The organism is Burkholderia sp. HI2500 (genome assembly GCF_002223055.1).
In the GTDB taxonomy this organism is placed as follows: domain Bacteria; phylum Pseudomonadota; class Gammaproteobacteria; order Burkholderiales; family Burkholderiaceae; genus Burkholderia.
This window is the reverse complement of sequence record NZ_NKFL01000006.1, coordinates 1,736,433-1,758,133: the sequence shown is the minus strand read 5'-3', so window position 1 is coordinate 1,758,133 and position 21,701 is coordinate 1,736,433. Positions and strand designations below refer to the sequence as shown.

Genomic DNA, 21,701 nt, shown 5'->3' with positions numbered 1-21,701 from the left:
CGCTTCGGCCGGATAATGTGGCCCCCGCGCGGAACCGGAGACGTTCCGCGCACTAGCCACGACCCGACCGGAGCGAACGCGGATGACCGACAAGAAGATGCAGCTCGACAAGATCGATCTCCGGATCCTCGACATCCTGCGCACCGACGGGCGGATTTCCTACCGGAAGCTGTCCGAGCTCGTGAACCTCACGCCGCGGCCGTGCCAGGCGCGCGTGGAGCGGCTCGAGGCGCTTGGGGTGATCGAAGGGTACCGCGCGGTGATCAAGGCGCCGCGCGCGACCAAGCCGATCGTCGTGATCGCGCAGATCACGCTGGCCGACCACGGGCGTTCGCAGGCGCCGTTCGAGGATGAAATGCGGGCGAATCCGGCGGTGCTCGATTGCTGGCTCGTCAGCGGCACGTTCGATTTTCTCGTGCGGCTCGCGTGCGAGGATCTCGACGAGTACCGGCGGATCGCGAACCTGTGGCTGGAAAGCCCGCGGTTCCGGATCGAGAAGATCGTGACGACGGCCGAACTGCAGGCGATCAAGCGCAGCGTCGTGTGATGCGGCCGGCCGGGAAGGACCGGCTTCGACGCGAATGACCCGGCCTGAAGATTTGCATTCCGAATCAAATCGTCAGGCCTGAATCCAATCAGGGTGAACACTATGGATGCTTTGCAAGCGGCAGCGGAGACGCCCGCACCGTCCGGAACGACGCTGAAGCGCCGTCTGCAGGGCCGCCACATCGCGATGATCGCGATCGGCGGCTCGATCGGCACGGGGTTGTTCGTCGCGTCGGGGGCGTCGGTCGCCCAGGCGGGGCCGGGCGGGGCGATCGCCGCGTATATCGCGATCGGGCTGATGGTGTACTTCGTCGTCACGGGCCTCGGCGAGATGGCCGCGCTGATGCCGGTATCGGGCTCGTTCGCGATCTACGGCGAGAAGTACGTCGACGAAGGCTTCGGCGTCGCGCTCGGCTGGACCTACTGGTACAGCTGGGCCGTGACGATCGCGATCGAGCTGGTCGCCGCGCAGATCGTGATGCGCTACTGGTTTCCAACCGTACCCGGCATCTGGTGGGGCGCCGGATTCCTCGTGCTGATCTTCCTGCTGAATACGCTGTCGGTGCGCGGTTTCGGCGAATCGGAATACTGGTTCTCGCTGATCAAGGTGGTCACCGTGGTCGCGTTCATCGCGGCCGGGTTGCTGATCGCGGCCGGCCTGATCGGGAACGGGCATCCGGTCGGCTTGCGCAACTTCACGACGGGCGACGCGCCGTTCGTCGGTGGTGTGCACGCGATGATGAGCGTCGCGCTGATCGCGGGCTTCTCGTTTCTCGGCACCGAGCTGGTCGGGATCACGGCCGGCGAATCGGAAAACCCGCGCAAGACGATCCCGCGTGCGGTGAAGCAGATCTTCTGGCGGATCATGCTGTTCTACGTGTTCGCGATCTTCGTGATCGGGCTGCTGGTGCCGTATACGGACCCGAACCTGCTGAAGAGCGACGTGACCGACATCGGCGTGAGCCCGTTCACGCTGGTGTTCAGCCATGCGGGCTTCCGGCTCGCGGCCGGCGCGATGAATCTCGTGATCCTGACGGCCGTGCTGTCGGCCGGCAACTCCGGGACTTACGCGGCGACGCGGATGCTGTACAACCTCGCGGCGGAAGGGCGCGCGCCGGCGATGTTCGCGACGCTGTCGCCGGGCGGCGTGCCGCGCAACGCGCTGTACGCGACGATGGCTGTCGGCGGGCTGTGCTTCCTCACGTCGCTGACCAACAACCAGAGCATCTATCTGTGGCTGCTGAATACGGTCGGCATCACCGGCTTCATCGCGTGGCTCGGCATCGCGGTCTGCCATTACCGGTTCCGCAAGGGGTTCCTGAAGCAGGGCTACCGGCTCGATCAGCTGCCGTACCGCGCGAAATGGTTCCCGTTCGGGCCGCTGTTCGCGATCGCGATCTGCATCGTGATCTCGCTCGGGCAGGATTACCAGGCGTTCTTCGCGGCCCGCATCGACTGGATGGAAGTGCTGTCGATCTACGTGTGGATTCCGCTGTTCGTCGCGATCTGGTGGGCGTATCGCCGTGCGCGCAAGAGCCGGCTCGTGCGCTACGAGGAGATGGACATCGGGCCGTGGCTGACGCGTTCGGTCGAAGCCGTCGATGCAGCGGCCACGCAGCACGGGCAGTCGCACTGACTGCCTGGTCCTGAAAGCGCGGTAACGGGCGCCGGATGTGCTTTACGGCCGGCTCCGATACGGCGCCCTGCGCGCGGCGGGTGACGCGCGCAAGCCGCGCTCAGTGAACGTGCTGCAACTGCGCTTTCATGAAATCCACCCACGCGCGCACTTTCTGCGGCACGTGCCGCGTCGCGACGTACAGCGCGTAGACGTTCTGCTGCGGAAACCGGTACGCGGGCAGTGCATCGACCAGTGCGCCGCTTTCGAGATCGTCGCGCACGAGCCATTCCGGCAGCAGCGCGACGCCGCTGCCCTGGCGCGCCAGTTCGCTCAACACCGATGCGTTGTCGACGACGACGTGAGGCTTCGTCGCCGGTCGAAACGCATGTTCGTTGCCCGCGCGATCGGTGAGCATCCATTCGGCGATCCGCTCGAGCCGGCTGTGGCCGAGCTGCGGCAGGCGGGCCAGATCGCCGGGTGACGCCGGCGGCGGGAGCCCGGCCTTCGCGGGCAGGTCGGGCGCCATCACGGCGAGCACGTCGCAGGTGGCGAGGCAGACACCGCGATAGGGCAGGTCGAGAAAGTGCTCGTGGCGCCCGAGCCGGATCGCGACGTCGAAGCGGTCGCGCACGAGATCGGCCTGCGACGTGTGCGTTTCGAGCCGCACCCGCAACGCGGGATGCCGTGCGGTGAACGCATGCAGCATCGGTGCGAGGACGCGCGCCGCATACTCGACCGTCGACGTCACGCGCAGGATGCCCTGCATGCCGCCATGCTCGCCGCGCACCTCGTCGATCGCGCCTTCGGCTTCTTCGAGCACGCGCAGGCAGCGCTGGTAGAAGCGCTCGCCGGCGTCGGTCAGCTCGACGCGCCGGGTCGTCCGCGTGAGCAGCGTGACGCCGAGCTCGGCTTCGAGCTGCTTCACGTTGAAGCTGACGGCTGCCCGCGCCTGGTTCAGTGCGGTGGCGGCGGCCGTGAACGAACCGGCCTCGACCACGGCACGGAAGACGGCAAAACGATCGAGGCTCACCATGGTCGGGGCGGGGGTCCTGTCTATGCATGGGATTGCTCGAAGGGTACCCGAATGTGCGGCACCCGTGCGGCGTGCGGCGCGTTGCAACGGACGCGCGACACTGTCGCGGCCCGAGCCGATTGTCAAAAAATTTCGACGGGACCCGTCGAATCCGGCCGCTTACCGATGCGCGTGCCGGCTTCTACACTGCGGCGCTTCATGATGTTTCCGCCGCCATGCCAGACCGCTCCAGAATTGCCATCGTCTACCTGCTCGGCTTCGCGATCGATCTCGCGAACATGTTCATGCTGAACGCCGCGTATCCGGCGCTGCAGCGCGAACTGCACGCATCGGTCGCGCAGCTTGCGTGGGTCGGCAACACGTACGTGCTCGGCCTGACCGTCGTGATTCCGTTCGGCACGTGGCTCGCGCGCCGCTGCGGCGAGCGGCGCGTGTTCGCCGCATCGTTGCTGCTGTTCGGGCTCGGCAGTGCGGGCGTCGGCGCGTCGCCTTCGATCGGGGCGCTGCTCGCATGGCGGCTGGTCCAGGGGCTCGGCGGCGGGCTGCTGATCCCGGTCGGGCAGACGATGGCCTATCGCGCGTATCCGCCGCAGGCGCGGGCGCGGCTCACGTCGATCGTGATGATGGTCGCGCTGCTGGTGCCCGCGTTGTCGCCTGCGATCGGCGGGGCCATCGTCGATCGCGGGTCGTGGCGCGCGATCTTCTTCGCGATGTTGCCGATCGCGGCCGCGACCTGCGCGCTCGCGTTCGCGTGGCTGCCGCGCGACGGTGCGCGTGACCGGCCGCCGCGGCTCGACTGGCCGGGGCTCGGGCTGAGTGCGGCGGCGCTCGTCGCGTTGCTGCTCGGGCTGACCGCCGCGGGGCAGCCCGGCGGCGCGGCATTCCCGCTGGCGATGCTGGTGGTGGCCGTCGCGGCAGGCGCCGGCTATGCGGTGCATGCGCGTCGGGCCGTGGCACCGGTGGTCGACCTGCGCCTGCTTGCGCAGCCGCTGCTGAGGGCCGGCGTGGTGGTCTATCTGTGCGTGCCGGGCATCTTTACCGGGGTCAACCTCGTCGCGTCGCTCTATCTGCAGAATGCGCTCGGATTGAGCGCCGCGCATGCCGGCGCGCTGATGCTGCCGTGGGCGATCGCGGCGTTCTTCGCGATCGCGACCACGCGCCGCTGTTTTCCGCGCCACGGCGCGAAGCCGCTGTTCACGTGCGGCATCGCGATCGATTGCGTCGGCGTCGCGTTGCTCGCGACGCCGTGGGCCAGCGTCGAAGCCGTGCGCATCGCGGCGTTCGCGGCGATGGGGTTCGGGGCGAGCCTATGCACGAGCACGTCGCAGAGCGCGGCGTTCGTCGAGGTGCCGGCCGACCGGATGGGCGACGCGAGCGCGCTGTGGAACATCAACCGGCAGTTGAGTTTTTGTGTCGGCGTGGCCGCGCTCGGCAGCGCGCTCAATGCGTTGCTGGCGCTCGATGCGGGCGGCCCGTCGCTTGCACCGTACCGCTGGTGCTTCGGGCTGGCGGTCGTGTTGACGTTGCTGCCGCTCGGCCTGATCGCGCGGCTTCCCGCGCACCATGCGCCGGTCGCGCAACCCGTTTCATCCCATTCCTGAGAACCTGAGAGCGTTATGAATCTGCCGAATCCGTATTTCAAGGAAGTCGTCGACACCATCGTCGACATCGAGTGCTGGTTGTCCGGCCGTGCCGGCCCCGAGCGGCTCGCGATGCTGATGGCGCGCTTCTCGCCGGGTTTTTCGATGATCACGATGTCGGGTACGGTGCTCGATTACGCGGGCGTCGATGCGCTGTTTTCACACGGGCACGGCGCGCGACCGGGGCTGATGATCGACATCGACGAGTTGCGCGGGCTCGCCGTATGGTCCGATGGCGCGACGATCGGTTATCGCGAGACGCAGACCGACGCGCAAGGCCGGCGCACGGTGCGGCGCTCGACGGCCGTGTTCCGGCGCGAGGCGGATGGGCTGATCGTGTGGCGTCATCTGCACGAGACGCCGGTCGCCGCGTGAGCAGGGGGTAGGGGGCATCCGCCAGTTTGCAAGAAGCGGTGCGGATGCCGTGCCGGCGTTACTTGTCCAGCTCCGGATAGTGCCGGAAGATGCCCATGTTGTTGAACGGGATGCGGCGTTCCGACTCGAGATAGAGCGCGACAGGCGGATGCAGTGCAACGCGGTCGTGCAGTGCGACCAGCGCCGCGATCTTCCGCTCCTCACGCTTCATCGCTTTCGGAAACGCGTAGCGCAGGCCCTCGATCAACTGGAACAACGACAGGTCCGCATAGCTGAGTGCGTTGCCGGCGAGGTAGCCGCTCTTGTGCGGATTCTGTTCGAGTACACGCTCGAAGTAGCCGAGGAATTTCGGCAGCCGGTTTTCGAGGAAATCGGCAGCACGCTCGGCGGCTTCCGCCTGCTGATCCTCGTAGTAGAGGCCGCTTGCGATCGGATGGTGCGTGTCGTGGATCTCGGTGACGAAATCGGCGACGGTCAACTGAAGCTGGTGCACCCACAGCCGACCGGCTTCGTCGGCGGGCGCGAGCCCCAGCCGCGCGCCGAGAAACAGCAGGATGTTCGCGGTCTGCCCGATGACGACGTCGCCGGCCTTCAGGAACGGCGGCGCGAACGGCACGCATTCCGCCTTCGAGTTGTCCATCATCCGCATCATTGCCGGCACGCCCATGCCGCGCCCCGATTCACGCGCGACGTCGACATAGTCGGCTTCGGCCGCTTCGAGCGCGAGCCGCACGTACTCGCCCCGGCCCTGGATCTCGGGCCAGTAATACAGTTCGTATCGCATGCTGTCTTCCCGTTCGTTGAACCGGCTGCCGCCGGCATCGTGACGACCGGGCGGCCACGCGTCGCGCGCCACCCGCTGCGAATAGACAGTCTAGGCGATCGCAGGAAAAGTGCCGCGTGCGTCGTGCGTGCGTCGTGCGTGCGTTACGCGCCGCGCTCGCCGCCTTCGGGGCCGTAGAAGAACACCCACGTCGAGAAGTCGTCGGAGAAGCCGATGAAGCGGTGTTCGGCGTGTGCCGGGACGAATAGCACGTCACCGGCCGCGACTTCGCATTCGCGCCCGTCGACGACGAAGCGTGACGTGCCCGTGGCGATCGCGTAGACCTCGTCGCGCGCGTGCGGCTTCTGCTTGTCCTCGATGCGCGGCCGGTACAGCTCGACGTCGAGCGTGCCGTGGCGAAACAACGTCGTGAACAGCGTGCCTTCTTCGTCGAGGCGGGCGAGCGATTCGTTCAGGCCGAGCTTCATGGCGGGGGCTCCGGGTCTGGATCATGGGGATCGGGCCATACGGGTCGTGCCATCGTAGCGCGAAATGCCGGGGCGTCACACGGCGCGCACGGGACGCGCGATCGCCATCCGTGGAACGAGTCACGCGGCGCTCGCCATACATGAAACACCGGTGTCCATCCGTGAAACGACGATGCGATTGCGCGGATTCCATCGCGAGCTTCACCGCAATTTAATAAACGACGACTACGATCCGGCCTCGTCAATCGACAGCGACGCAGTGATTCGATCCGCGCTGCGGCACTGCCGTCCGTCGCCCACCTGCGCGACTCGCCCGATTGCCCTTTCCCGTGACCGTGAACGCGACACCGAGGTAACCCGTCGACGCCATTCACATCATTTCGTATTTCTTATGAAACTGAATCCGCTGGCTGCTTCACGCAGAAAATTCCTGGCCGCCGCGCCGGCCGTCGCGGCGGCGCCGCTGCTGAGCGCGTGCGGTGGCGACGACGTCACGTCGGCACACGTTACCGACGCGGCGCTGGCCGCGCAAATGTCCGCGAAGCTGAATGCGCAGCTCGGCGATGCCGCGACGGTCGGCGCGATCCAGCCGGCGCTGACCGACGTCGGCTTTACCTGGGACTTGCCGTCGATGCCGGCGGCCCAGGCCGGCGCGATCGTCGCATACAGCTTCGGCAATCGCCCGAACGCGGCAAGCGGCAATACGTCGAGCACGGGCGGCAACCAGTCCGCGCTGCCCGATCCGGGGCCCGTCAATGAAGCGCTCGCGGACGCCGTCTACCGCATTCGGCAACTGAAACCGGTCAAGGTCTACGCGCAGTGGGAGATTGCGCGCTTTCTCGTGTCGAAATACGGGATGGGCACCGACGTGCTGTCGTCGATCGAGCCCGTGATCGCGAGCGACGGCACGATCGTGTACCTCAGCACGGCCGGCGTGGCCGCCGAGGCCGTGTCGCGCGCGGGCGGCGCGGCCGCGATGGGCAGCGTCGCGGTGGTCGGTCATCGGGATCACGCGAAGCGCTGCATCCAGACCTCGCAACAGGCGGGCATGAAGGCGGCCGCGGTTGCCGAGGTGTCGTTGCCGACGCTTTACGACCCGCAGTCGGGCCAGCCGTGGACGCGTAACCGCAGCCTGTACCTCGTGCACGACATGTATGCGCAGATGCTCGGCCGCGCGATCGGCGCGACGATGCAGGCGTTCCCGAAGGGCTGACGCACTTTCTCTTTCCCGATTCCGATGACCATGCAGACCCGCCGCCATTTTCTCGCTTCCGTTTCCGCTTCCGCTTCCGCGCTGGCCGCGACCGGTGCCGCCAGTGCGCCGGCCTTCGCGAGCGACGCGCCTGTTTCAGACGCCGAACTGCAACGCCAGATGCTCGGCAAGCTGACGAATGAACTGACCGACCGCGCCGCCGCCGACGAGACCGGCTACCTGTTCGAACCGTTTTTCTCGTGGCTGCCGCCGACCGTCCAGACCACGGCCATCAACACGATTGCCGCCTTCAGCTTCGGCAGTCGCGCCGCGGCGGCGACCGGTGCCGCGCCGGTGCCGGGCCCGGTGAACGAGGCGATTGCCGACGCCGTGTTCCTGCTGCACCAGAAGGTTGCCGTGCGGATCTTCGCGCAGCAGGAAGTCGCGAGCGTGCTCGCGTCGAAATACGGGCTGACGGCCGGCGTGACGTCGATCGCGACCCCGGCCCTGGCCGCCGGCAGCCCGATACCGACGCCGGACGGCGTCGCTGCCGCGATCGTCAAGCAGGCCGGCTCGGCTGCGGCACTCGGCAACGTCGGTGTCGTCACCCATGCGGATCAGGCGTCGCTTGCCGTGCGCGTGTCGAATGCCGCGGGGATGCAGGCCGCGGTGCCGGCGGGCCTGGCGCTGCCGTCGCTTTACGACGCGTCCGCGCAGATGCCGGCATTGCGGCGCCGCGATCTCTACCTGCTGAGCAACGTCGGCGTGCAACTGGGCATGCTGCGGCTCGACCTGATCAACCGCGAATACCCGAACGGCTGACGCTGCCGGACGTTCGCGGAAACTCCCGTTCATCAACCTCTTCCATTCCGGAATCGTCATGTCCTTTCGCGTGTCGCCGTGACATGCGCAGCGCGGTGGCGGCCGTGGCCACCGCGCCGTGGTGTCCGCATTGCCGGGTAATGCTTATCCGGGTATCGCGTGTACCACCCAACTCACTGTTTTTATTCACTTTTTCCGTTATCGTGGTACTCCATGGGCCGATTTTGCGTGGCATAATCGATCACATCCGCAAGGCTTGTAGTCACAACGACCCCGCATACCCATGGCACAGACTCTCTACGACAAACTGTGGAACACCCACGTGGTCCACACCGAGGAAGACGGCACGACCCTGCTCTACATCGACCGTCAGCTGCTGCATGAAGTCACGAGCCCGCAGGCGTTCGAAGGGCTGAAGATGGCGCAGCGTCCGGTGTGGCGCATCAGCGCGAACCTGGCCGTGTCGGACCACAACGTGCCGACCACCGATCGCAGCCACGGCATCGCCGATCCCGTCTCGAAGCTCCAGGTCGACACGCTCGACGCGAACTGCGATGCGTTCGGCATCACGCAGTTCAAGATGAACGACGTGCGCCAGGGCATCGTCCACATCATCGGGCCGGAACAGGGCGCGACGCTGCCGGGCATGACGATCGTGTGCGGCGATTCGCATACGTCGACGCACGGCGCGTTCGGTGCGCTCGCGCACGGCATCGGCACGTCGGAAGTCGAGCACGTGCTCGCCACGCAAACCCTGCTGCAGAAGAAGAGCAAGAACATGCTCGTGAAGGTCGAGGGCACGCTGCCGCGCGGTTGTACCGCGAAGGACATCGTGCTCGCGATCATCGGCAAGATCGGCACGGCCGGCGGCACGGGCTACGCGATCGAATTCGGCGGCTCGACGATCCGCGCGCTGACGATGGAAGGCCGCATGACCGTCTGCAACATGGCGATCGAGGCCGGTGCGCGCGCCGGCATGGTTGCCGTCGACGACACGACGATCGATTACCTGTTGGGCCGCCCGTTCGTGCCGACCGGCGCGGAATGGGACCAGGCCGTCGAATACTGGCGCCAGTTCAAGTCGGACGACGGCGCGCAGTTCGATCGCGTGGTCGAGCTGAACGCCGCCGAAATCGTCCCGCAGGTCACGTGGGGCACGTCGCCGGAAATGGTCACGTCGATCGACGGCCGCGTGCCCGATCCCGAGCGCGAGAAGGATCCGGTCAAGCGCGATGCGATGGAGCGTGCGCTGGCGTACATGGCGCTCGAGCCGAACACGCCGATCGAATCGATCAAGGTCGACAAGATCTTCATCGGCTCGTGCACGAACGCGCGAATCGAAGACATCCGCGCAGCCGCGTATGTCGTGAAGAAGCTGAACCGTCGCGTCGCGTCGAACGTGCGGCTTGCGATGGTCGTGCCGGGCTCGGGCCTCGTGAAGGCACAGGCCGAGCGCGAAGGGCTCGACAAGGTGTTCACGGACGCCGGCTTCGAATGGCGCGAGCCGGGCTGCTCGATGTGCCTCGCGATGAATGCCGACCGGCTCGAGCCGGGCGAGCGCTGCGCGTCGACGTCGAACCGCAACTTCGAAGGCCGGCAGGGCGCGGGCGGTCGCACGCACCTCGTGAGCCCCGCGATGGCGGCAGCCGCGGCCATCGAAGGTCACTTCGTCGACATTCGCCAGCTGGGGTGACGCGTGACGGCATCGAAAATCATTGCGCGGCTGGTTGCCGCGCTGGCGCTCGCAGGGTTGGGCTTCAGCCTCGCGGGCTGCAATACCGTCCAGGGCTTCGGGCAGGACGTCAACGCCGCCGGCAGCGCGCTGAAGCGCGCCGCGGAGTGACGTCCCCCACCGAGAATTTGTCGATGTGCGCCGGCTGAACGCCGGCCCTTCAACCGGATAGACGGATCATGGAAAAATTCACTGTGCATACCGGCGTCGTGGCGCCGCTCGATCGCGAAAACGTCGACACCGACGCGATCATCCCGAAGCAGTTCCTGAAGTCGATCAAGCGCACCGGCTTCGGTCCGAACGCGTTCGACGAATGGCGTTATCTCGATCACGGCGAGCCGGGCCAGGACAACTCGAAGCGCCCGCTGAATCCCGACTTCGTGCTGAACCAGCCGCGCTACCAGGGCGCATCCGTGCTGCTCGCGCGCAAGAACTTCGGCTGCGGCAGCTCGCGCGAGCATGCGCCGTGGGCGCTGCAACAGTACGGCTTCCGCGCGATCATCGCGCCGAGCTTCGCCGATATTTTCTTCAACAACTGCTACAAGAACGGCCTGCTGCCGATCGTGCTGACCGAGCAGCAGGTCGATCACCTGTTCAACGAGACGGTCGCGTTCAACGGTTTCGAAGTCACGGTCGACCTCGACGCGCAAGTCGTGCGCACGGGCGACGGCCGCGAGTATCCGTTCGAGATCGCGGCGTTCCGCAAGTACTGCCTGCTGAACGGCTTCGACGACATCGGCCTCACGCTGCGCCACGCGGACAAGATCCGCCAGTTCGAGGCCGAGCGTCTCGTGAAGCAGCCGTGGCTCAACACCAAGCTGGTCGGCTGAGATCGCCTTTCGGGCGGGCGCGCCGGCGGCGCGTTCGCCGGCCCGCCTCCATAAAAACCTACCCAGTCAGGAATTTCGCATGAAGATTGCAGTGCTGCCCGGCGACGGCATCGGTCCGGAAATCGTCAATGAAGCGGTGAAGGTGCTGAACGCACTCGACGAGAAGTTCGAACTCGAACAGGCGCCGGTCGGCGGCGCGGGCTACGAGGCAAGCGGCCATCCGCTGCCCGACGCGACGCTGACGCTCGCGAAGGAAGCCGACGCGATCCTGTTCGGCGCCGTGGGCGACTGGAAGTACGACTCGCTCGAGCGCGCGCTGCGCCCCGAGCAGGCGATCCTCGGGCTGCGCAAGCACCTCGAGCTGTTCGCGAACTTCCGCCCGGCGATCTGCTATCCGCAGCTCGTCGATGCCTCGCCGCTGAAGCCCGAGCTGGTCGCGGGCCTCGACATCCTGATCGTGCGCGAACTGAACGGCGACATCTACTTCGGCCAGCCGCGCGGCGTGCGCGCCGCACCGGACGGCCTGTTCGCGGGCGAGCGCGAAGGCTTCGACACGATGCGCTATTCGGAACCGGAAGTGCGCCGCATCGCGCACGTCGCGTTCCAGGCGGCCCGCAAGCGCGCGAAGAAGCTGCTGTCGGTCGACAAGGCGAACGTGCTCGAGACGTCGCAGTTCTGGCGCGACATCATGATCGACGTGTCGAAGGAATACGCGGACGTCGAGCTGTCGCACATGTACGTCGACAACGCGGCGATGCAGCTCGCGAAGGCGCCGAAGCAGTTCGACGTGATCGTCACCGGCAACATGTTCGGCGACATCCTGTCGGATGAAGCGTCGATGCTGACGGGCTCGATCGGCATGCTGCCGTCGGCGTCGCTCGACAAGAACAACAAGGGCCTGTACGAGCCGTCGCACGGTTCGGCGCCGGACATCGCGGGCAAGGGCATCGCGAATCCGCTCGCGACGATCCTGTCGGCCGCGATGATGCTGCGCTACTCGCTGAATCGCGCGGAGCAGGCCGATCGCATCGAGCGTGCGGTGAAAACGGTGCTCGAACAGGGCTACCGCACGGGCGATATCGCGACGCCGGGTTGCCTGCAGGTCGGCACGACGGCGATGGGCGACGCGGTGGTCGCGGCGCTGTAACGCGATCATGTAGAAAGGGCGCGAACAGGCCGCGAAATCGGCCGGTTCGCATGCGGTTGGCCGTTGTGCGGGCCACCGGCTTTGTGTAGACTCGAACGATGGCGCATCTTTCCCTGATCTCCCCGGTCTTGAAACTCCACGGCAACACAGCCCGTGCGGGTGCGCGCGCCATCGTCATCACGAAAACCATTACCACGAAAACGATCATTAAACGCTGATCGTCCGTCGTGCCCGCCTATTTCCCCGCGCGGTCACACCGGGGACGGAATGGCGGGGAAGCTCCATCAAAGGGTTAGTCATGAACGTAGGTCTCGTAGGTTGGCGCGGCATGGTCGGCAGCGTCCTGATGCAGCGCATGCAGGAAGAGGGCGATTTCGACCTGATCGAACCGGTGTTTTTCAGCACCAGCAACACGGGCGGCAAAGCGCCGTCGTTCGCGAAAAACGAGACTACGCTCAAGGACGCGACCAACGTCGACGAGCTGAAGAAGTGCGACGTGATCATCACGTGCCAGGGCGGCGACTACACGAACGACGTGTTCCCGAAGCTGCGCGCGGCCGGCTGGAACGGCTACTGGATCGATGCGGCATCGTCGCTGCGGATGAAGGACGACGCGGTCATCATCCTCGATCCGGTCAACCTCGACGTGATCAAGGACGCGCTGGTCAAGGGCCAGAAGAATTTCATCGGCGGCAACTGCACGGTCAGCCTGATGCTGATGGCGCTCGGCGGCCTGTTCCGCGAGAACCTCGTCGACTGGATGACGGCGATGACCTACCAGGCCGCATCGGGCGCGGGCGCGCAGAACATGCGCGAGCTGCTGGCGCAGATGGGCACGCTGAACGGCGCGGTTCAGGCGCAGCTCGCCGATCCGGCTTCCGCGATCCTCGACATCGACCGCCGCGTGCTGGCCGCGATGAACAGCGACGCGATGCCGACGAGCAACTTCGGCGTGCCGCTCGCCGGCTCGCTGATTCCGTGGATCGACAAGGATCTCGGTAACGGGATGTCGAAGGAAGAGTGGAAGGGCGGCGCGGAAACCAACAAGATCCTCGGCAAGCCGGCGATGGGCGAGCCGGGTTCGATCCCGGTCGACGGCCTGTGCGTGCGAATCGGCGCAATGCGCTGCCACTCGCAGGCACTGACGATCAAGCTGAACAAGGACGTGCCGCTCGACGAGATCAACGGCATCCTCGCATCGGCGAACGACTGGGTGAAGGTCGTGCCGAACGAGCGTGAAGCGTCGATGCGCGACCTGTCGCCGGCGAACGTCACGGGCACGCTGACGGTGCCGGTCGGCCGCCTGCGCAAGCTCGCGATGGGCGGTGAATACCTGTCGGCGTTCACGGTCGGCGACCAGCTGCTGTGGGGCGCGGCCGAGCCGCTGCGCCGCATGCTGCGCATCCTGCTCGACAAGTAAGTGGCGTGTCCGGCCCGCGAGATGCGGGCCGCGGTGCACAAGATTGCGCGCCGCGTCGGCCTTGACGATATCAAGGCTGGCGCGGCGCGTTTTTCATGTGCGGGTCAGCGCATGTTCAGGAGCGTCTGGTCGACGGCCTGCTGGGTCTTGATCGTCTGCGCGTTGGCCTGGTAATCGCGCTGCGCCTTGATCAGGTTCACGAGCTCGGTCGTCAGGTTGACGTTCGAGTTTTCCAGCGCGCTCCCCTGCAGCGTGCCGTGGTTCGTGCTGCCCGGCGCGGAGATCTGCGGCACGCCCGACGCGGTGGTTTCCACATACTGGTTGCCGCCGATGTTCTCGAGCCCGTTCGGGTTGTTGAAGTTCGCGAGCGCGATCAGGCCGAGCACCGCGCTCTGGCCGTTCGAGTAATTGCCGGTGAGCTTGCCGTCGCTGCCGATCGAGAACGTCGTCAGCGTGCCGCTCGCGAAGCCATCCTGTGCGAGGTTGTTCACGCCGCTTTTCCCGCCGAACTGCGTCGTGCCGGTCAGGTCGAGCGTCAGGTTTTGCGGATTGGCGCCGCCCGACGCGTTGGGGATCGAGAACGCGAACTGGCCGAGGCTCGGCGTCGGCTGGCCGGTTGCGGCCGACGTCGTCGAGCTGATCCGGCCCGATGCGTCGAACGTGACGGTGCCGAGATTCGTCGGCGTCTGGCCCTGCACGCCCGCGTAGGCCTGCCAGGTACCTGCCGCGTTCTTCGCGAAATACATCGACACCTGTTGCGAGCCACCGAGCGTGTCGTACACCTGGATCGACGAATTGTAGTTGTACGTGGTGTTGTCGCCCGCGTTGAACGGCGTCTTGGCCGGCACCTTGTCCTGCGAGTTCAGGTTGAACTGGCCGGTGACCTTCGTCGTCGCCTGCGGCGCGATGTTGGTGGTCGGCGCTTGCAGCGGCACGGTCGCCGCGGTGTTGATCGCGCCGCCCGGCCCTGCCGCATAGCCCATCAGGTTGCGGTTCTGCGCGTCGACGATGGCGCCGCTCTTGTCGCGGTGGAATACGCCGTCACGCGAGTACGTCGTCACGCCGTTGTTCGACATCTGGAAGAAGCCGTTGCCGTTGATCGCGATGTCGAGCGACGACTTCGTCGTGTTGATCGTCCCCTGGCCGAATTGTTGCTGCACCGACGTGAGCCGCGTGCCGATGCCGATCTGCGTGTTGGTCGACGTCGCGACCGAGTTCGCGTACATGTCGGCGAAGTTCGCTCGACCCTGCTTGTAGCCAACCGTGTTCGCGTTCGCGATGTTGTTGCCGATCACGTCGAGATGGTTCGCCGCGCCGGCCAACCCGCTCAAGCCCTGTTGATAGCCCATGTTCGATCCCCGTAACGAGCTGGTGAGTAAATGCAGTCGTGCGACTGCGCGATGCCTCCCTGGCACCTCACGGCGTCAGCCAGGCCGACCGCGTTCCCGCTGTTCCGGCGGGTGCGGGCGCGATGGTCGAACTGCGCCGATTCTTGTTTGAGGACGATCGTAGCGACGGCAATTATTTGATCTGTGTAATTTTGTGTAATGAAATTGAATTGATGTCGAAATGATTGATTTCGTATGAGAAATGAAGCTGCGGCGAGGCTGGAAAGCCTTGTGGGATGGGGGGTTGGCGGCAGGGATGTTCAATTCGATGATCAGAGAGGGGAATTGGCCTCTTATCGATCAATTGAAATTCATTTGAATGGGGTGGTGGCCGACTGGATTTATTTTGATTGGCGCTTGTTAATCCATTAACGGCAAGTAGCGCAAATTATTGAGCAAACGTACCTGATTCTCCGGTCGTGGTTCCGTGTTGTCCCTTGGGTTGTGCGGATCGCATCGTTGAGTGAGCAAAGGCATGTGATATGCGTTCGGCGGGCGATGCGGCCGGATGGCTTTGCCTCTGAGCGAGGCGCACTTCCGGTCGATCGTGGGCGCGGGTCGCAGCGTGCGCAACCGGACATCCACGCGGCGCGATCGCGGGATGTCCCGACGCGCGCACGCAATCGGTTGCGCCCGTCGGCGATGAATTCGGCCCGAACCTGATCACGTGAAGTAAACTACGCGGTTACGACGCACAGACCCGCCGAAAGCGTCGCGTTCCACGCGACGCTTTTGCATTTCTGCGGCAACCTTATTGACGCTTTCAACCGCGAATCCGAGCCGCGCCCGCGCGCGGCGATAGAGCCAACGATGTCCCGAATTTCCTTGTTTCCGCGTCAGTCCCGTCTGTCGCGCGCCGTGCGTGGCGCGCTGGCGATCCTGGCGCTCGGCGCAACCGCATCGGCCTGGGCGGCCGGCACCGGCGAACTGCCGGCATCCGCTGCCGACGGCGCAGCGCCGCTTACCGTGACGGTCCAGCCGGGCCAGTCGCTGAACGACATCGCGAAGGCGGCTACGCAGTCGCGCGATCCCGGGGTGCTCGCGCGCGCCGGCCGCGCGCTATTCGACGCCAATCCGCAGGCGTTCATGAAGCGCGACGCGAGCCGCCTGAAAGTCGGCGCGACGCTGACCGTGCCGGCGCTCGATGCGACAGGCGCGGCAGTCGTGCCGGCCGCTGCATCCGCTGCATCCGGTGCGTCCGGTGCGTCCGGTGCGGCGGCAGCGTCCGCACCCGCCGCCGCATCGGGCGGCACGGCAGTCGCGCAGCATGGTGCGTCCGCACCGCATCCGGGGTCGACCGTGCAATCCGCGCCGGTGGCGCCGGCCGTGCATGCGGCGCCTGTCAGCGGTGCGAGCGTCGCGACGGCCGCCGGTGCGTCGGCATCCGTCGGTGCTTCGGCATCGGTCGGTACTTCGGCTGCCCACGGCGCATCGGCTGTCGAAAGCATGCAGCCGGCGGCACCCGTGACCGGTGCAAGCGGTCCGCATGTGTGGAGCGGCACGATCCAGTCAGTGCCGTCGTCCGCGAGCGGGGCCGTGACCCCGCCTGTGTCGGGCAGCCAGGTTCCGGGCATGAACGAACCGGCTGGCGCGGCACCGGTCACGGGCGCGTCGCAGCCGCGGCCGTCGAGCCTGCAGCAACTGCTGGCGCTGAAGAACCGCGTGCTGATGGAATTGCAGAAGCACGGTATCGGCAAGCCGGCCACGACGAACGAGCTCAAGCCGGCACCGGCACCTGTCGCGCCGCGTCCGGCCGCGAGCGATGCGGGCGCGTCCGCGGCTGCGGCTGCGTCGACGACCGGCGAAGCGGCATCCGGCGTTGCTGCCAGCGCAGTGCAGCCGGCATCGGTATCGGTGCCCGCGCAGCCGGCCGCGCCGGTGGTGACACCTGCGCGCAGTAACGAGCAGATGGACTGGCGTCCGGCCGCGGTGGCCGGTGCGGCCGTGATCGTCCTCGCGGCAGGTTTCGCGTGGCGCAAGCGCAGGAAGAGCCGACGCACGGACGATGCGGGGACGGACACGTTGGCTGCCGCCACGGCAGCGGGCGGAGTCACGGTGGCGGCTGCCGCTGCGCAAGCCGAAGCCGCGCCGTCCGTCGAACCGGAACTGCCGATCCGGCCCGAGATGCCGGTCGCGCGTGATGCCGCTTCCGACCTGAACCTTGCCGCGGCGACTGCCGCAGCGGCGGAGCCGGTCGAGACACCGGATACGGATCTGTCGCCGTCGTCGGATGTGGCGAAGCCGCATGTCGAGCAGCCTGAATTGCCGACCGCACACGCGGCAGTGCCGCCCGCGAGCGAGACGGCTCCGGTTTCGCACGATGCCGAGCCGATCGAAAAGGACGCGGCCGAAACGCCGGTCGAAACGTCGTTAGAGACGCCGATCGAGACGTCGGTGGAGACACGGGTAGCGACGCAGGTGGAAACGCCGACCGCACCCGCGGCCACAGATGCGCAGCACGCGGCGCTGATGCAGAACGCGATCAGCGCGCTCAGCAGCCTCGACATGCCGCTGCCGCCGCGCACGCCGGACGAGCCGTCGCTGGCGGCGGATGAGCCGGCTGCGCAAGCAGGGCAGTCCGACACCGATAAAATCGCAACTAACGGTCAAGCCGCACAGCGTCTCCCGATTGGCTCGACCGATCCCGCCCCGGAACATCCGGCCGATCAGGACGACGAGTTCGATTGGGATCCGGACGCAGCGACGCCGGCAACCCAGGCGGGCAGCCCGTTCGCGACGTCGTCGCTGCCGCCGCTCGGCGGCGCGCAGTTCGGCGCGCTGAAGCTTGATTTCGATCTCGACCTGCCGTCCGCGCCGGGCGCTGCGTTGCCGGCGCTGACGCCGGACGAACTCGCCCGCATCGCGCGCAACAAGCTCGACCTCGCGTCCGAATATGTCGAGCTGGGCGACCTGTCCGGCGCGCGGACGCTGCTGCAGGAAGTGGTCGACGCGAATGACGCCGCGACGCGCGACGATGCGCGCGCGCTGCTCGCGAAACTGGCGGACGAGGCGTGATGCGGATCGCGCTCGGCATCCAGTACGACGGCGCGGCGTTCTGCGGCTGGCAGGCGCAGCCGCACGGCAAGACCGTGCAGGATCGGCTCGAGCACGCACTGGCCGAGTTCGCGCGCGTGCCGCTGCATACGACGGTGGCCGGGCGCACCGACACGGGCGTGCACGGGCTCGGGCAGGTCGTGCACTTCGATACCGACCTCGATCGGGAGGTTTTCTCGTGGGTGCGCGGCACCAACGCGTTCCTGCCGCCGACCGTGGCGGTGCAATGGGCGAAGCCGATGCCGGACACGTTCCACGCGCGTTTCTCGGCGTTCGAGCGCACCTATTACTACACGCTGTACGTGCATCCCGTGCGCTCGCCGATGCTGGCGGGGCGCGCGGGCTGGATCCATACGCCGCTCGACGACGACGCGATGCGCGCAGCCGCCGCGCATCTGATCGGCGAGCATGACTTCTCGTCGTTCCGGTCGTCGGAATGCCAGTCGAAGACGCCGGTCAAACACCTGTATCAGATCGACGTGCGGCGCGTGGGCCATTTCATCCATTTCCGGTTCCGCGCCAACGCGTTCCTGCACCACATGGTGCGCAACCTGATGGGCTGCCTCGTTGCGGTCGGTCGCGGCCGCTATCCGGCCGACTGGCTCGCCGACGTGCTGGCCGGGCGCGATCGCAAGCTTGCGGCGCCCACGTTCATGGCCGACGGGCTGTATCTCGCCCACGTCGGCTACCCGGCGGAATTCGCCGTCCCGCCCGCGCAGCTCGGCAGTGTGCCGTGGAGCAGCGTCTGGGCCGATCTGGACCCGCAATCATGACGGATCACGCCGTGTCTTCCTCGATTCCCGCCGCGGCCGGCCTGCCGCCGCGCACGCGCATCAAGCTGTGCGGGCTGTCGAAGCCCGACGACGTGCTGCACGCGGCGGCGCTCGGCGCCGATGCGATCGGCCTCGTGTTCTATCCGAAGAGCCCGCGCGCGGTGTCGATCGCGCAGGCGGCGGAGCTGGCACGCCTCGCGCCGCCGTTCGTGTCGGTGGTCGGGCTGTTCGTGAACGCGACCGAGGCCGAGATCGAGGCCGTCGTGCGCGACGTGCCGCTCACGCTGCTGCAGTTCCATGGCGACGAGACGCCCGATCAGTGCGACGCACTTGGCCGCGCGGCACGCCTGCCGTGGCTGCGCGCGGTGCGCGTGGGCCCCTCGACGCAATCGGCCGATTTGGTAGAATCGGGGCTTCATTATTCGAAAGCGCGCGGCCTCCTGTTCGACACCCTGGTGCCGGATTACGGTGGTAGCGGCAAGGTCTTCGATTGGTCTCTTATTCCCGCAGAGCTCGCGCATCGGGCCGTTTTGAGTGGTGGCTTGAGCGCGCAAAACGTCGGTGATGCGATTCGCCAGTTGCGCCCGTTTGCTGTCGATGTCTCGAGTGGCATCGAAGTGGAGGGCGCGAAGGGCGTGAAGGATCACGCCCGGATGGCGGCGTTCGTACGCGCGGTGCGCGAAGCGGACGCCGGGTGATGCAAGCCGGTGCGGCCTCGAAAGCGGGGCGCGCCGACCGATCGAGAGAGACACCATGTACAACCTTCCTAATGATCGCGGCCATTTCGGCCCGTATGGCGGCACGTTCGTCGCCGAGACGCTGATTCACGCGCTGGACGAACTGCGTGCAGCGTATGAAAAATTCCAGAACGATCCCGATTTCGTCGCCGAATTCGAGCGCGAGCTGAAGCATTTCGTCGGTCGCCCGTCGCCGATCTATCACGCGCAGCGCTGGAGCGAGACGCTCGGCGGCGCGCAGATCTACCTGAAGCGCGAAGACCTGAACCACACCGGCGCGCACAAGATCAACAACGTGATCGGCCAGGCGCTGCTCGCGAAGCGCATGGGCAAGAAGCGCGTGATCGCCGAGACGGGCGCCGGCCAGCACGGCGTCGCGACCGCGACGATCTGCGCGCGCTTCGGGATGGAGTGCGTCGTCTACATGGGTTCGGAAGACGTGCGCCGCCAGGCCGCGAACGTCTACCGGATGAAGCTGCTCGGCGCGACGGTCGTGCCGGTCGAATCGGGTTCGCGCACGCTGAAGGACGCGCTGAACGAAGCGATGCGCGACTGGGTCACGAACATCGAGAACACGTTCTACATCATCGGCACGGTCGCGGGCCCGCACCCGTACCCGATGATGGTGCGCGACTTCCAGCGCGTGATCGGCGACGAGTGCAAGGTGCAGATGCCCGAACTCGCCGGCCGGCAGCCTGACGCCGTGATCGCCTGCGTGGGCGGCGGTTCGAACGCAATGGGCATCTTCTATCCGTACATCGACGACACCTCGGTGCAGCTGATCGGCGTCGAAGCAGCCGGCGACGGCCTCGACACGGGCCATCACGCGGCGTCGCTGATCGCCGGCAGCCCGGGCGTGCTGCACGGCAACCGGACCTACCTGCTGCAGGACGACAACGGCCAGATCATCGAGACGCATTCGGTGTCGGCGGGCCTCGACTATCCGGGCGTCGGCCCCGAGCACGCGTGGCTGAAGGACAGCGGCCGGGCGCAGTACGTCGGCATCACCGACGAGGAAGCGCTGAAGGCGTTCCACGACTGCTGCAGGATCGAGGGGATCATTCCCGCGCTCGAGTCGAGCCATGCGATCGCGTATGGCGTGAAGCTCGCGCCGACGTTGCCGAAGGACAAGATCCTGCTCGTCAACCTGTCGGGCCGCGGCGACAAGGACATGCACACGGTCGCCGAGCGATCGGGCATCGAGCTCTGACCCCGACCGATGCGTGACCTGATCGAAGAACCGGGCGGCGGTGCCGCGAGCGAGGCGGGGGCGGTTCCGCCCGCCGCTGCCGTGCCGCGCGCGCTGCCGTCCGGTATCGAACTGCATAACCGCGATTTCCTGACCCATGCCGCGCACCTGCCGGACGCGTCGATCGACCTGATCGTCGCCGATCCGCCGTACGGGCTCGGCAAGGACTACGGCAACGACTCGGACAAGCGTTCGGGCGACGACTTTCTCGCGTGGACGCGCGAGTGGCTCGAGCTCGCGATTCCGAAGCTGAAGCCGAGCGGGTCGATGTACATCTTCTGCACGTGGCAGTACGCGCCGGAAATCTTCAGCTTCCTGAAGACGCAACTCACGATGGTCAACGAGATCATCTGGGACCGGCGCGTGCCGAGCATGGGCGGCACGACGCGCCGTTTCACGTCGGTGCACGACAACATCGGCTTTTTCGCGGTTTCCAAGGCGTATTACTTCGATCTCGATCCGGTCCGCATCCCGTACGACGCCGATACGAAGAAGGCCCGCTCGCGCAAGCTGTTCGAAGGCAGCAAGTGGCTGGAGATGGGCTACAACCCGAAGGACGTCTGGTCGGTCTCGCGCCTGCATCGGCAGCACGCGGAGCGCGTCGATCATCCGACCCAGAAGCCGCTGGAAATCATCGAGCGGATGGTGCTCGCAAGCTGCCCGCCGGGCGGCCGCGTGCTCGATCCGTTCATGGGCAGCGGCACGACCGCGGTGGCCTGCGCACGGCAGGGGCGCGACTTCGTCGGCTACGAGATCAACGAAAGCTATTGTGCGATCGCGCACGAGCGCGTGAACGCGCTTGCCGCGCCGGCGTGCGCGTGAATCGCGCCGCCGCATCGCCGAACGCAACGCATACTTTGTATGGGACCGGAGTAAGCGCTAAAGCGCAAACTC

Annotated in this window: 21 protein-coding genes; 17 read left to right on the top strand and 4 right to left on the bottom strand. The window is 66.6% G+C overall.

Translation table 11 applies throughout. The annotated features are described in order from the left end of the window. Positions 1-82 precede the first annotated feature (82 nt). Positions 83-547, top strand: a complete 465-nt coding sequence (locus CFB45_RS25590) for an Lrp/AsnC family transcriptional regulator (RefSeq protein ID WP_089427955.1) — start codon at positions 83-85, stop codon at positions 545-547. Between the two features lie 102 nt (positions 548-649). Continuing rightward, positions 650-2,182 (top strand): amino acid permease, encoded by a 1,533-nt coding sequence (locus CFB45_RS25585; RefSeq protein ID WP_089427954.1) that lies wholly within the window; start codon positions 650-652, stop codon positions 2,180-2,182. Positions 2,183-2,282: 100 nt separating this feature from the next. On the opposite strand, the gene CFB45_RS25580 is transcribed toward CFB45_RS25585, so the two are convergent. Further along, a complete protein-coding gene (locus CFB45_RS25580; protein ID WP_089427953.1) occupies positions 2,283-3,197 on the bottom strand; it encodes a LysR family transcriptional regulator in 915 nt (304 codons plus the stop codon). Between the two features lie 215 nt (positions 3,198-3,412). Here CFB45_RS25580 and CFB45_RS25575 point away from each other — a divergent pair, with 215 nt between their 5' ends. After that, the gene (locus CFB45_RS25575; protein ID WP_089427952.1) at positions 3,413-4,798 is read left to right on the top strand and encodes an MFS transporter; all 1,386 of its coding nucleotides are present in this window, start codon (positions 3,413-3,415) and stop codon (positions 4,796-4,798) included. Positions 4,799-4,813: 15 nt separating this feature from the next. Beyond that, on the top strand, positions 4,814-5,212 hold the full coding sequence (locus tag CFB45_RS25570) for a DUF4440 domain-containing protein (protein WP_089427951.1): 399 nt from the start codon (positions 4,814-4,816) through the stop codon (positions 5,210-5,212). Positions 5,213-5,270: 58 nt separating this feature from the next. Here the strand turns inward: CFB45_RS25570 and CFB45_RS25565 are convergent, their stop codons facing one another. Next, positions 5,271-5,996, bottom strand: a complete 726-nt coding sequence (locus CFB45_RS25565) for a glutathione S-transferase (protein ID WP_089429144.1) — start codon at positions 5,994-5,996, stop codon at positions 5,271-5,273. Between the two features lie 143 nt (positions 5,997-6,139). Beyond that, positions 6,140-6,463 carry a cupin domain-containing protein gene (locus tag CFB45_RS25560; RefSeq protein WP_089427950.1) on the bottom strand — a complete coding sequence of 108 codons (324 nt, stop codon included), beginning with the start codon at positions 6,461-6,463 and terminating at the stop codon, positions 6,140-6,142. A gap of 391 nt (positions 6,464-6,854) precedes the next feature. Between CFB45_RS25560 and CFB45_RS25555 the strand changes: the two genes are divergently transcribed. The 7 genes from CFB45_RS25555 to asd all read left to right on the top strand — a co-directional run bounded on the left by CFB45_RS25555 (position 6,855) and on the right by asd (position 13,606). After that, entirely contained in the window at positions 6,855-7,676 is an 822-nt protein-coding gene (locus CFB45_RS25555) for a hypothetical protein (RefSeq protein WP_089427949.1), read from the top strand. Positions 7,677-7,706: 30 nt separating this feature from the next. Further along, positions 7,707-8,477, top strand: a complete 771-nt coding sequence (locus CFB45_RS25550) for a Tat pathway signal protein (protein ID WP_089429143.1) — start codon at positions 7,707-7,709, stop codon at positions 8,475-8,477. A gap of 283 nt (positions 8,478-8,760) precedes the next feature. Next, on the top strand, positions 8,761-10,170 hold the full coding sequence (gene leuC, locus CFB45_RS25545) for a 3-isopropylmalate dehydratase large subunit (protein ID WP_089427948.1): 1,410 nt from the start codon (positions 8,761-8,763) through the stop codon (positions 10,168-10,170). A 3-nt stretch (positions 10,171-10,173) separates the two neighbouring features. Beyond that, entirely contained in the window at positions 10,174-10,320 is a 147-nt protein-coding gene (locus CFB45_RS25540) for an entericidin A/B family lipoprotein (RefSeq protein ID WP_089427947.1), read from the top strand. A gap of 68 nt (positions 10,321-10,388) precedes the next feature. Continuing rightward, a complete protein-coding gene (gene leuD / locus CFB45_RS25535; RefSeq protein WP_039358292.1) occupies positions 10,389-11,039 on the top strand; it encodes a 3-isopropylmalate dehydratase small subunit in 651 nt (216 codons plus the stop codon). 79 nt (positions 11,040-11,118) lie between these two features. Further along, the gene (gene leuB / locus CFB45_RS25530; protein ID WP_089427946.1) at positions 11,119-12,186 is read left to right on the top strand and encodes a 3-isopropylmalate dehydrogenase; all 1,068 of its coding nucleotides are present in this window, start codon (positions 11,119-11,121) and stop codon (positions 12,184-12,186) included. A gap of 298 nt (positions 12,187-12,484) precedes the next feature. After that, positions 12,485-13,606, top strand: coding sequence for an aspartate-semialdehyde dehydrogenase (asd, locus tag CFB45_RS25520; RefSeq protein ID WP_069251145.1), 1,122 nt, complete (start codon positions 12,485-12,487; stop codon positions 13,604-13,606). Positions 13,607-13,710: 104 nt separating this feature from the next. Here asd and flgE read toward each other — a convergent pair whose 3' ends face one another. After that, entirely contained in the window at positions 13,711-14,955 is a 1,245-nt protein-coding gene (gene flgE, locus CFB45_RS25515) for a flagellar hook protein FlgE (protein ID WP_089427945.1), read from the bottom strand. 38 nt (positions 14,956-14,993) lie between these two features. Between flgE and CFB45_RS38575 the strand changes: the two genes are divergently transcribed. The 6 genes from CFB45_RS38575 (at position 14,994) to CFB45_RS25490 (ending at position 21,629) form a co-directional block, all read left to right on the top strand. After that, a complete protein-coding gene (locus CFB45_RS38575) occupies positions 14,994-15,179 on the top strand; it encodes a hypothetical protein (protein WP_144025228.1) in 186 nt (61 codons plus the stop codon). 625 nt (positions 15,180-15,804) lie between these two features. Then, the gene (locus tag CFB45_RS25510; protein ID WP_089427944.1) at positions 15,805-18,009 is read left to right on the top strand and encodes a FimV/HubP family polar landmark protein; all 2,205 of its coding nucleotides are present in this window, start codon (positions 15,805-15,807) and stop codon (positions 18,007-18,009) included. Continuing rightward, positions 18,009-18,821 (top strand): tRNA pseudouridine(38-40) synthase TruA, encoded by an 813-nt coding sequence (gene truA / locus CFB45_RS25505; RefSeq protein ID WP_039358302.1) that lies wholly within the window; start codon positions 18,009-18,011, stop codon positions 18,819-18,821. The genes CFB45_RS25510 and truA overlap by 1 nt, the downstream gene beginning before the upstream one ends. Beyond that, the gene (locus tag CFB45_RS25500; protein WP_089427942.1) at positions 18,818-19,519 is read left to right on the top strand and encodes a phosphoribosylanthranilate isomerase; all 702 of its coding nucleotides are present in this window, start codon (positions 18,818-18,820) and stop codon (positions 19,517-19,519) included. Before truA ends, CFB45_RS25500 begins: the two co-directional genes overlap by 4 nt. Before the next feature lie 55 nt (positions 19,520-19,574). Further along, positions 19,575-20,768, top strand: coding sequence for a tryptophan synthase subunit beta (gene trpB, locus CFB45_RS25495; protein WP_089427941.1), 1,194 nt, complete (start codon positions 19,575-19,577; stop codon positions 20,766-20,768). Positions 20,769-20,777: 9 nt separating this feature from the next. Then, positions 20,778-21,629, top strand: a complete 852-nt coding sequence (locus CFB45_RS25490) for a DNA-methyltransferase (RefSeq protein WP_089427940.1) — start codon at positions 20,778-20,780, stop codon at positions 21,627-21,629. Positions 21,630-21,701 lie beyond the last annotated feature (72 nt).

Bases quoted from the DNA above. Each gene is read 5' to 3' on its own strand.
- truA (WP_039358302.1), top strand. From the start codon at position 18,009: ATGCGGATCGCGCTCGGCATCCAGTACGACGGCGCGGCGTTCTGCGGC.
- CFB45_RS25560 (WP_089427950.1), bottom strand. From the start codon at position 6,463: ATGAAGCTCGGCCTGAACGAATCGCTCGCCCGCCTCGACGAAGAAGGC.
- asd (WP_069251145.1), top strand. From the start codon at position 12,485: ATGAACGTAGGTCTCGTAGGTTGGCGCGGCATGGTCGGCAGCGTCCTG.
- CFB45_RS25585 (WP_089427954.1), top strand. From the start codon at position 650: ATGGATGCTTTGCAAGCGGCAGCGGAGACGCCCGCACCGTCCGGAACG.
- leuD (WP_039358292.1), top strand. From the start codon at position 10,389: ATGGAAAAATTCACTGTGCATACCGGCGTCGTGGCGCCGCTCGATCGC.
- CFB45_RS25580 (WP_089427953.1), bottom strand. From the start codon at position 3,197: ATGGTGAGCCTCGATCGTTTTGCCGTCTTCCGTGCCGTGGTCGAGGCC.
- CFB45_RS25565 (WP_089429144.1), bottom strand. From the start codon at position 5,996: ATGCGATACGAACTGTATTACTGGCCCGAGATCCAGGGCCGGGGCGAG.
- CFB45_RS25500 (WP_089427942.1), top strand. From the start codon at position 18,818: ATGACGGATCACGCCGTGTCTTCCTCGATTCCCGCCGCGGCCGGCCTG.
- leuB (WP_089427946.1), top strand. From the start codon at position 11,119: ATGAAGATTGCAGTGCTGCCCGGCGACGGCATCGGTCCGGAAATCGTC.
- CFB45_RS25590 (WP_089427955.1), top strand. From the start codon at position 83: ATGACCGACAAGAAGATGCAGCTCGACAAGATCGATCTCCGGATCCTC.
- CFB45_RS25490 (WP_089427940.1), top strand. From the start codon at position 20,778: ATGCGTGACCTGATCGAAGAACCGGGCGGCGGTGCCGCGAGCGAGGCG.
- CFB45_RS25575 (WP_089427952.1), top strand. From the start codon at position 3,413: ATGCCAGACCGCTCCAGAATTGCCATCGTCTACCTGCTCGGCTTCGCG.
- flgE (WP_089427945.1), bottom strand. From the start codon at position 14,955: ATGGGCTATCAACAGGGCTTGAGCGGGTTGGCCGGCGCGGCGAACCAT.
- CFB45_RS25510 (WP_089427944.1), top strand. From the start codon at position 15,805: ATGTCCCGAATTTCCTTGTTTCCGCGTCAGTCCCGTCTGTCGCGCGCC.
- trpB (WP_089427941.1), top strand. From the start codon at position 19,575: ATGTACAACCTTCCTAATGATCGCGGCCATTTCGGCCCGTATGGCGGC.
- CFB45_RS25570 (WP_089427951.1), top strand. From the start codon at position 4,814: ATGAATCTGCCGAATCCGTATTTCAAGGAAGTCGTCGACACCATCGTC.
- leuC (WP_089427948.1), top strand. From the start codon at position 8,761: ATGGCACAGACTCTCTACGACAAACTGTGGAACACCCACGTGGTCCAC.
- CFB45_RS25555 (WP_089427949.1), top strand. From the start codon at position 6,855: ATGAAACTGAATCCGCTGGCTGCTTCACGCAGAAAATTCCTGGCCGCC.
- CFB45_RS25550 (WP_089429143.1), top strand. From the start codon at position 7,707: ATGCAGACCCGCCGCCATTTTCTCGCTTCCGTTTCCGCTTCCGCTTCC.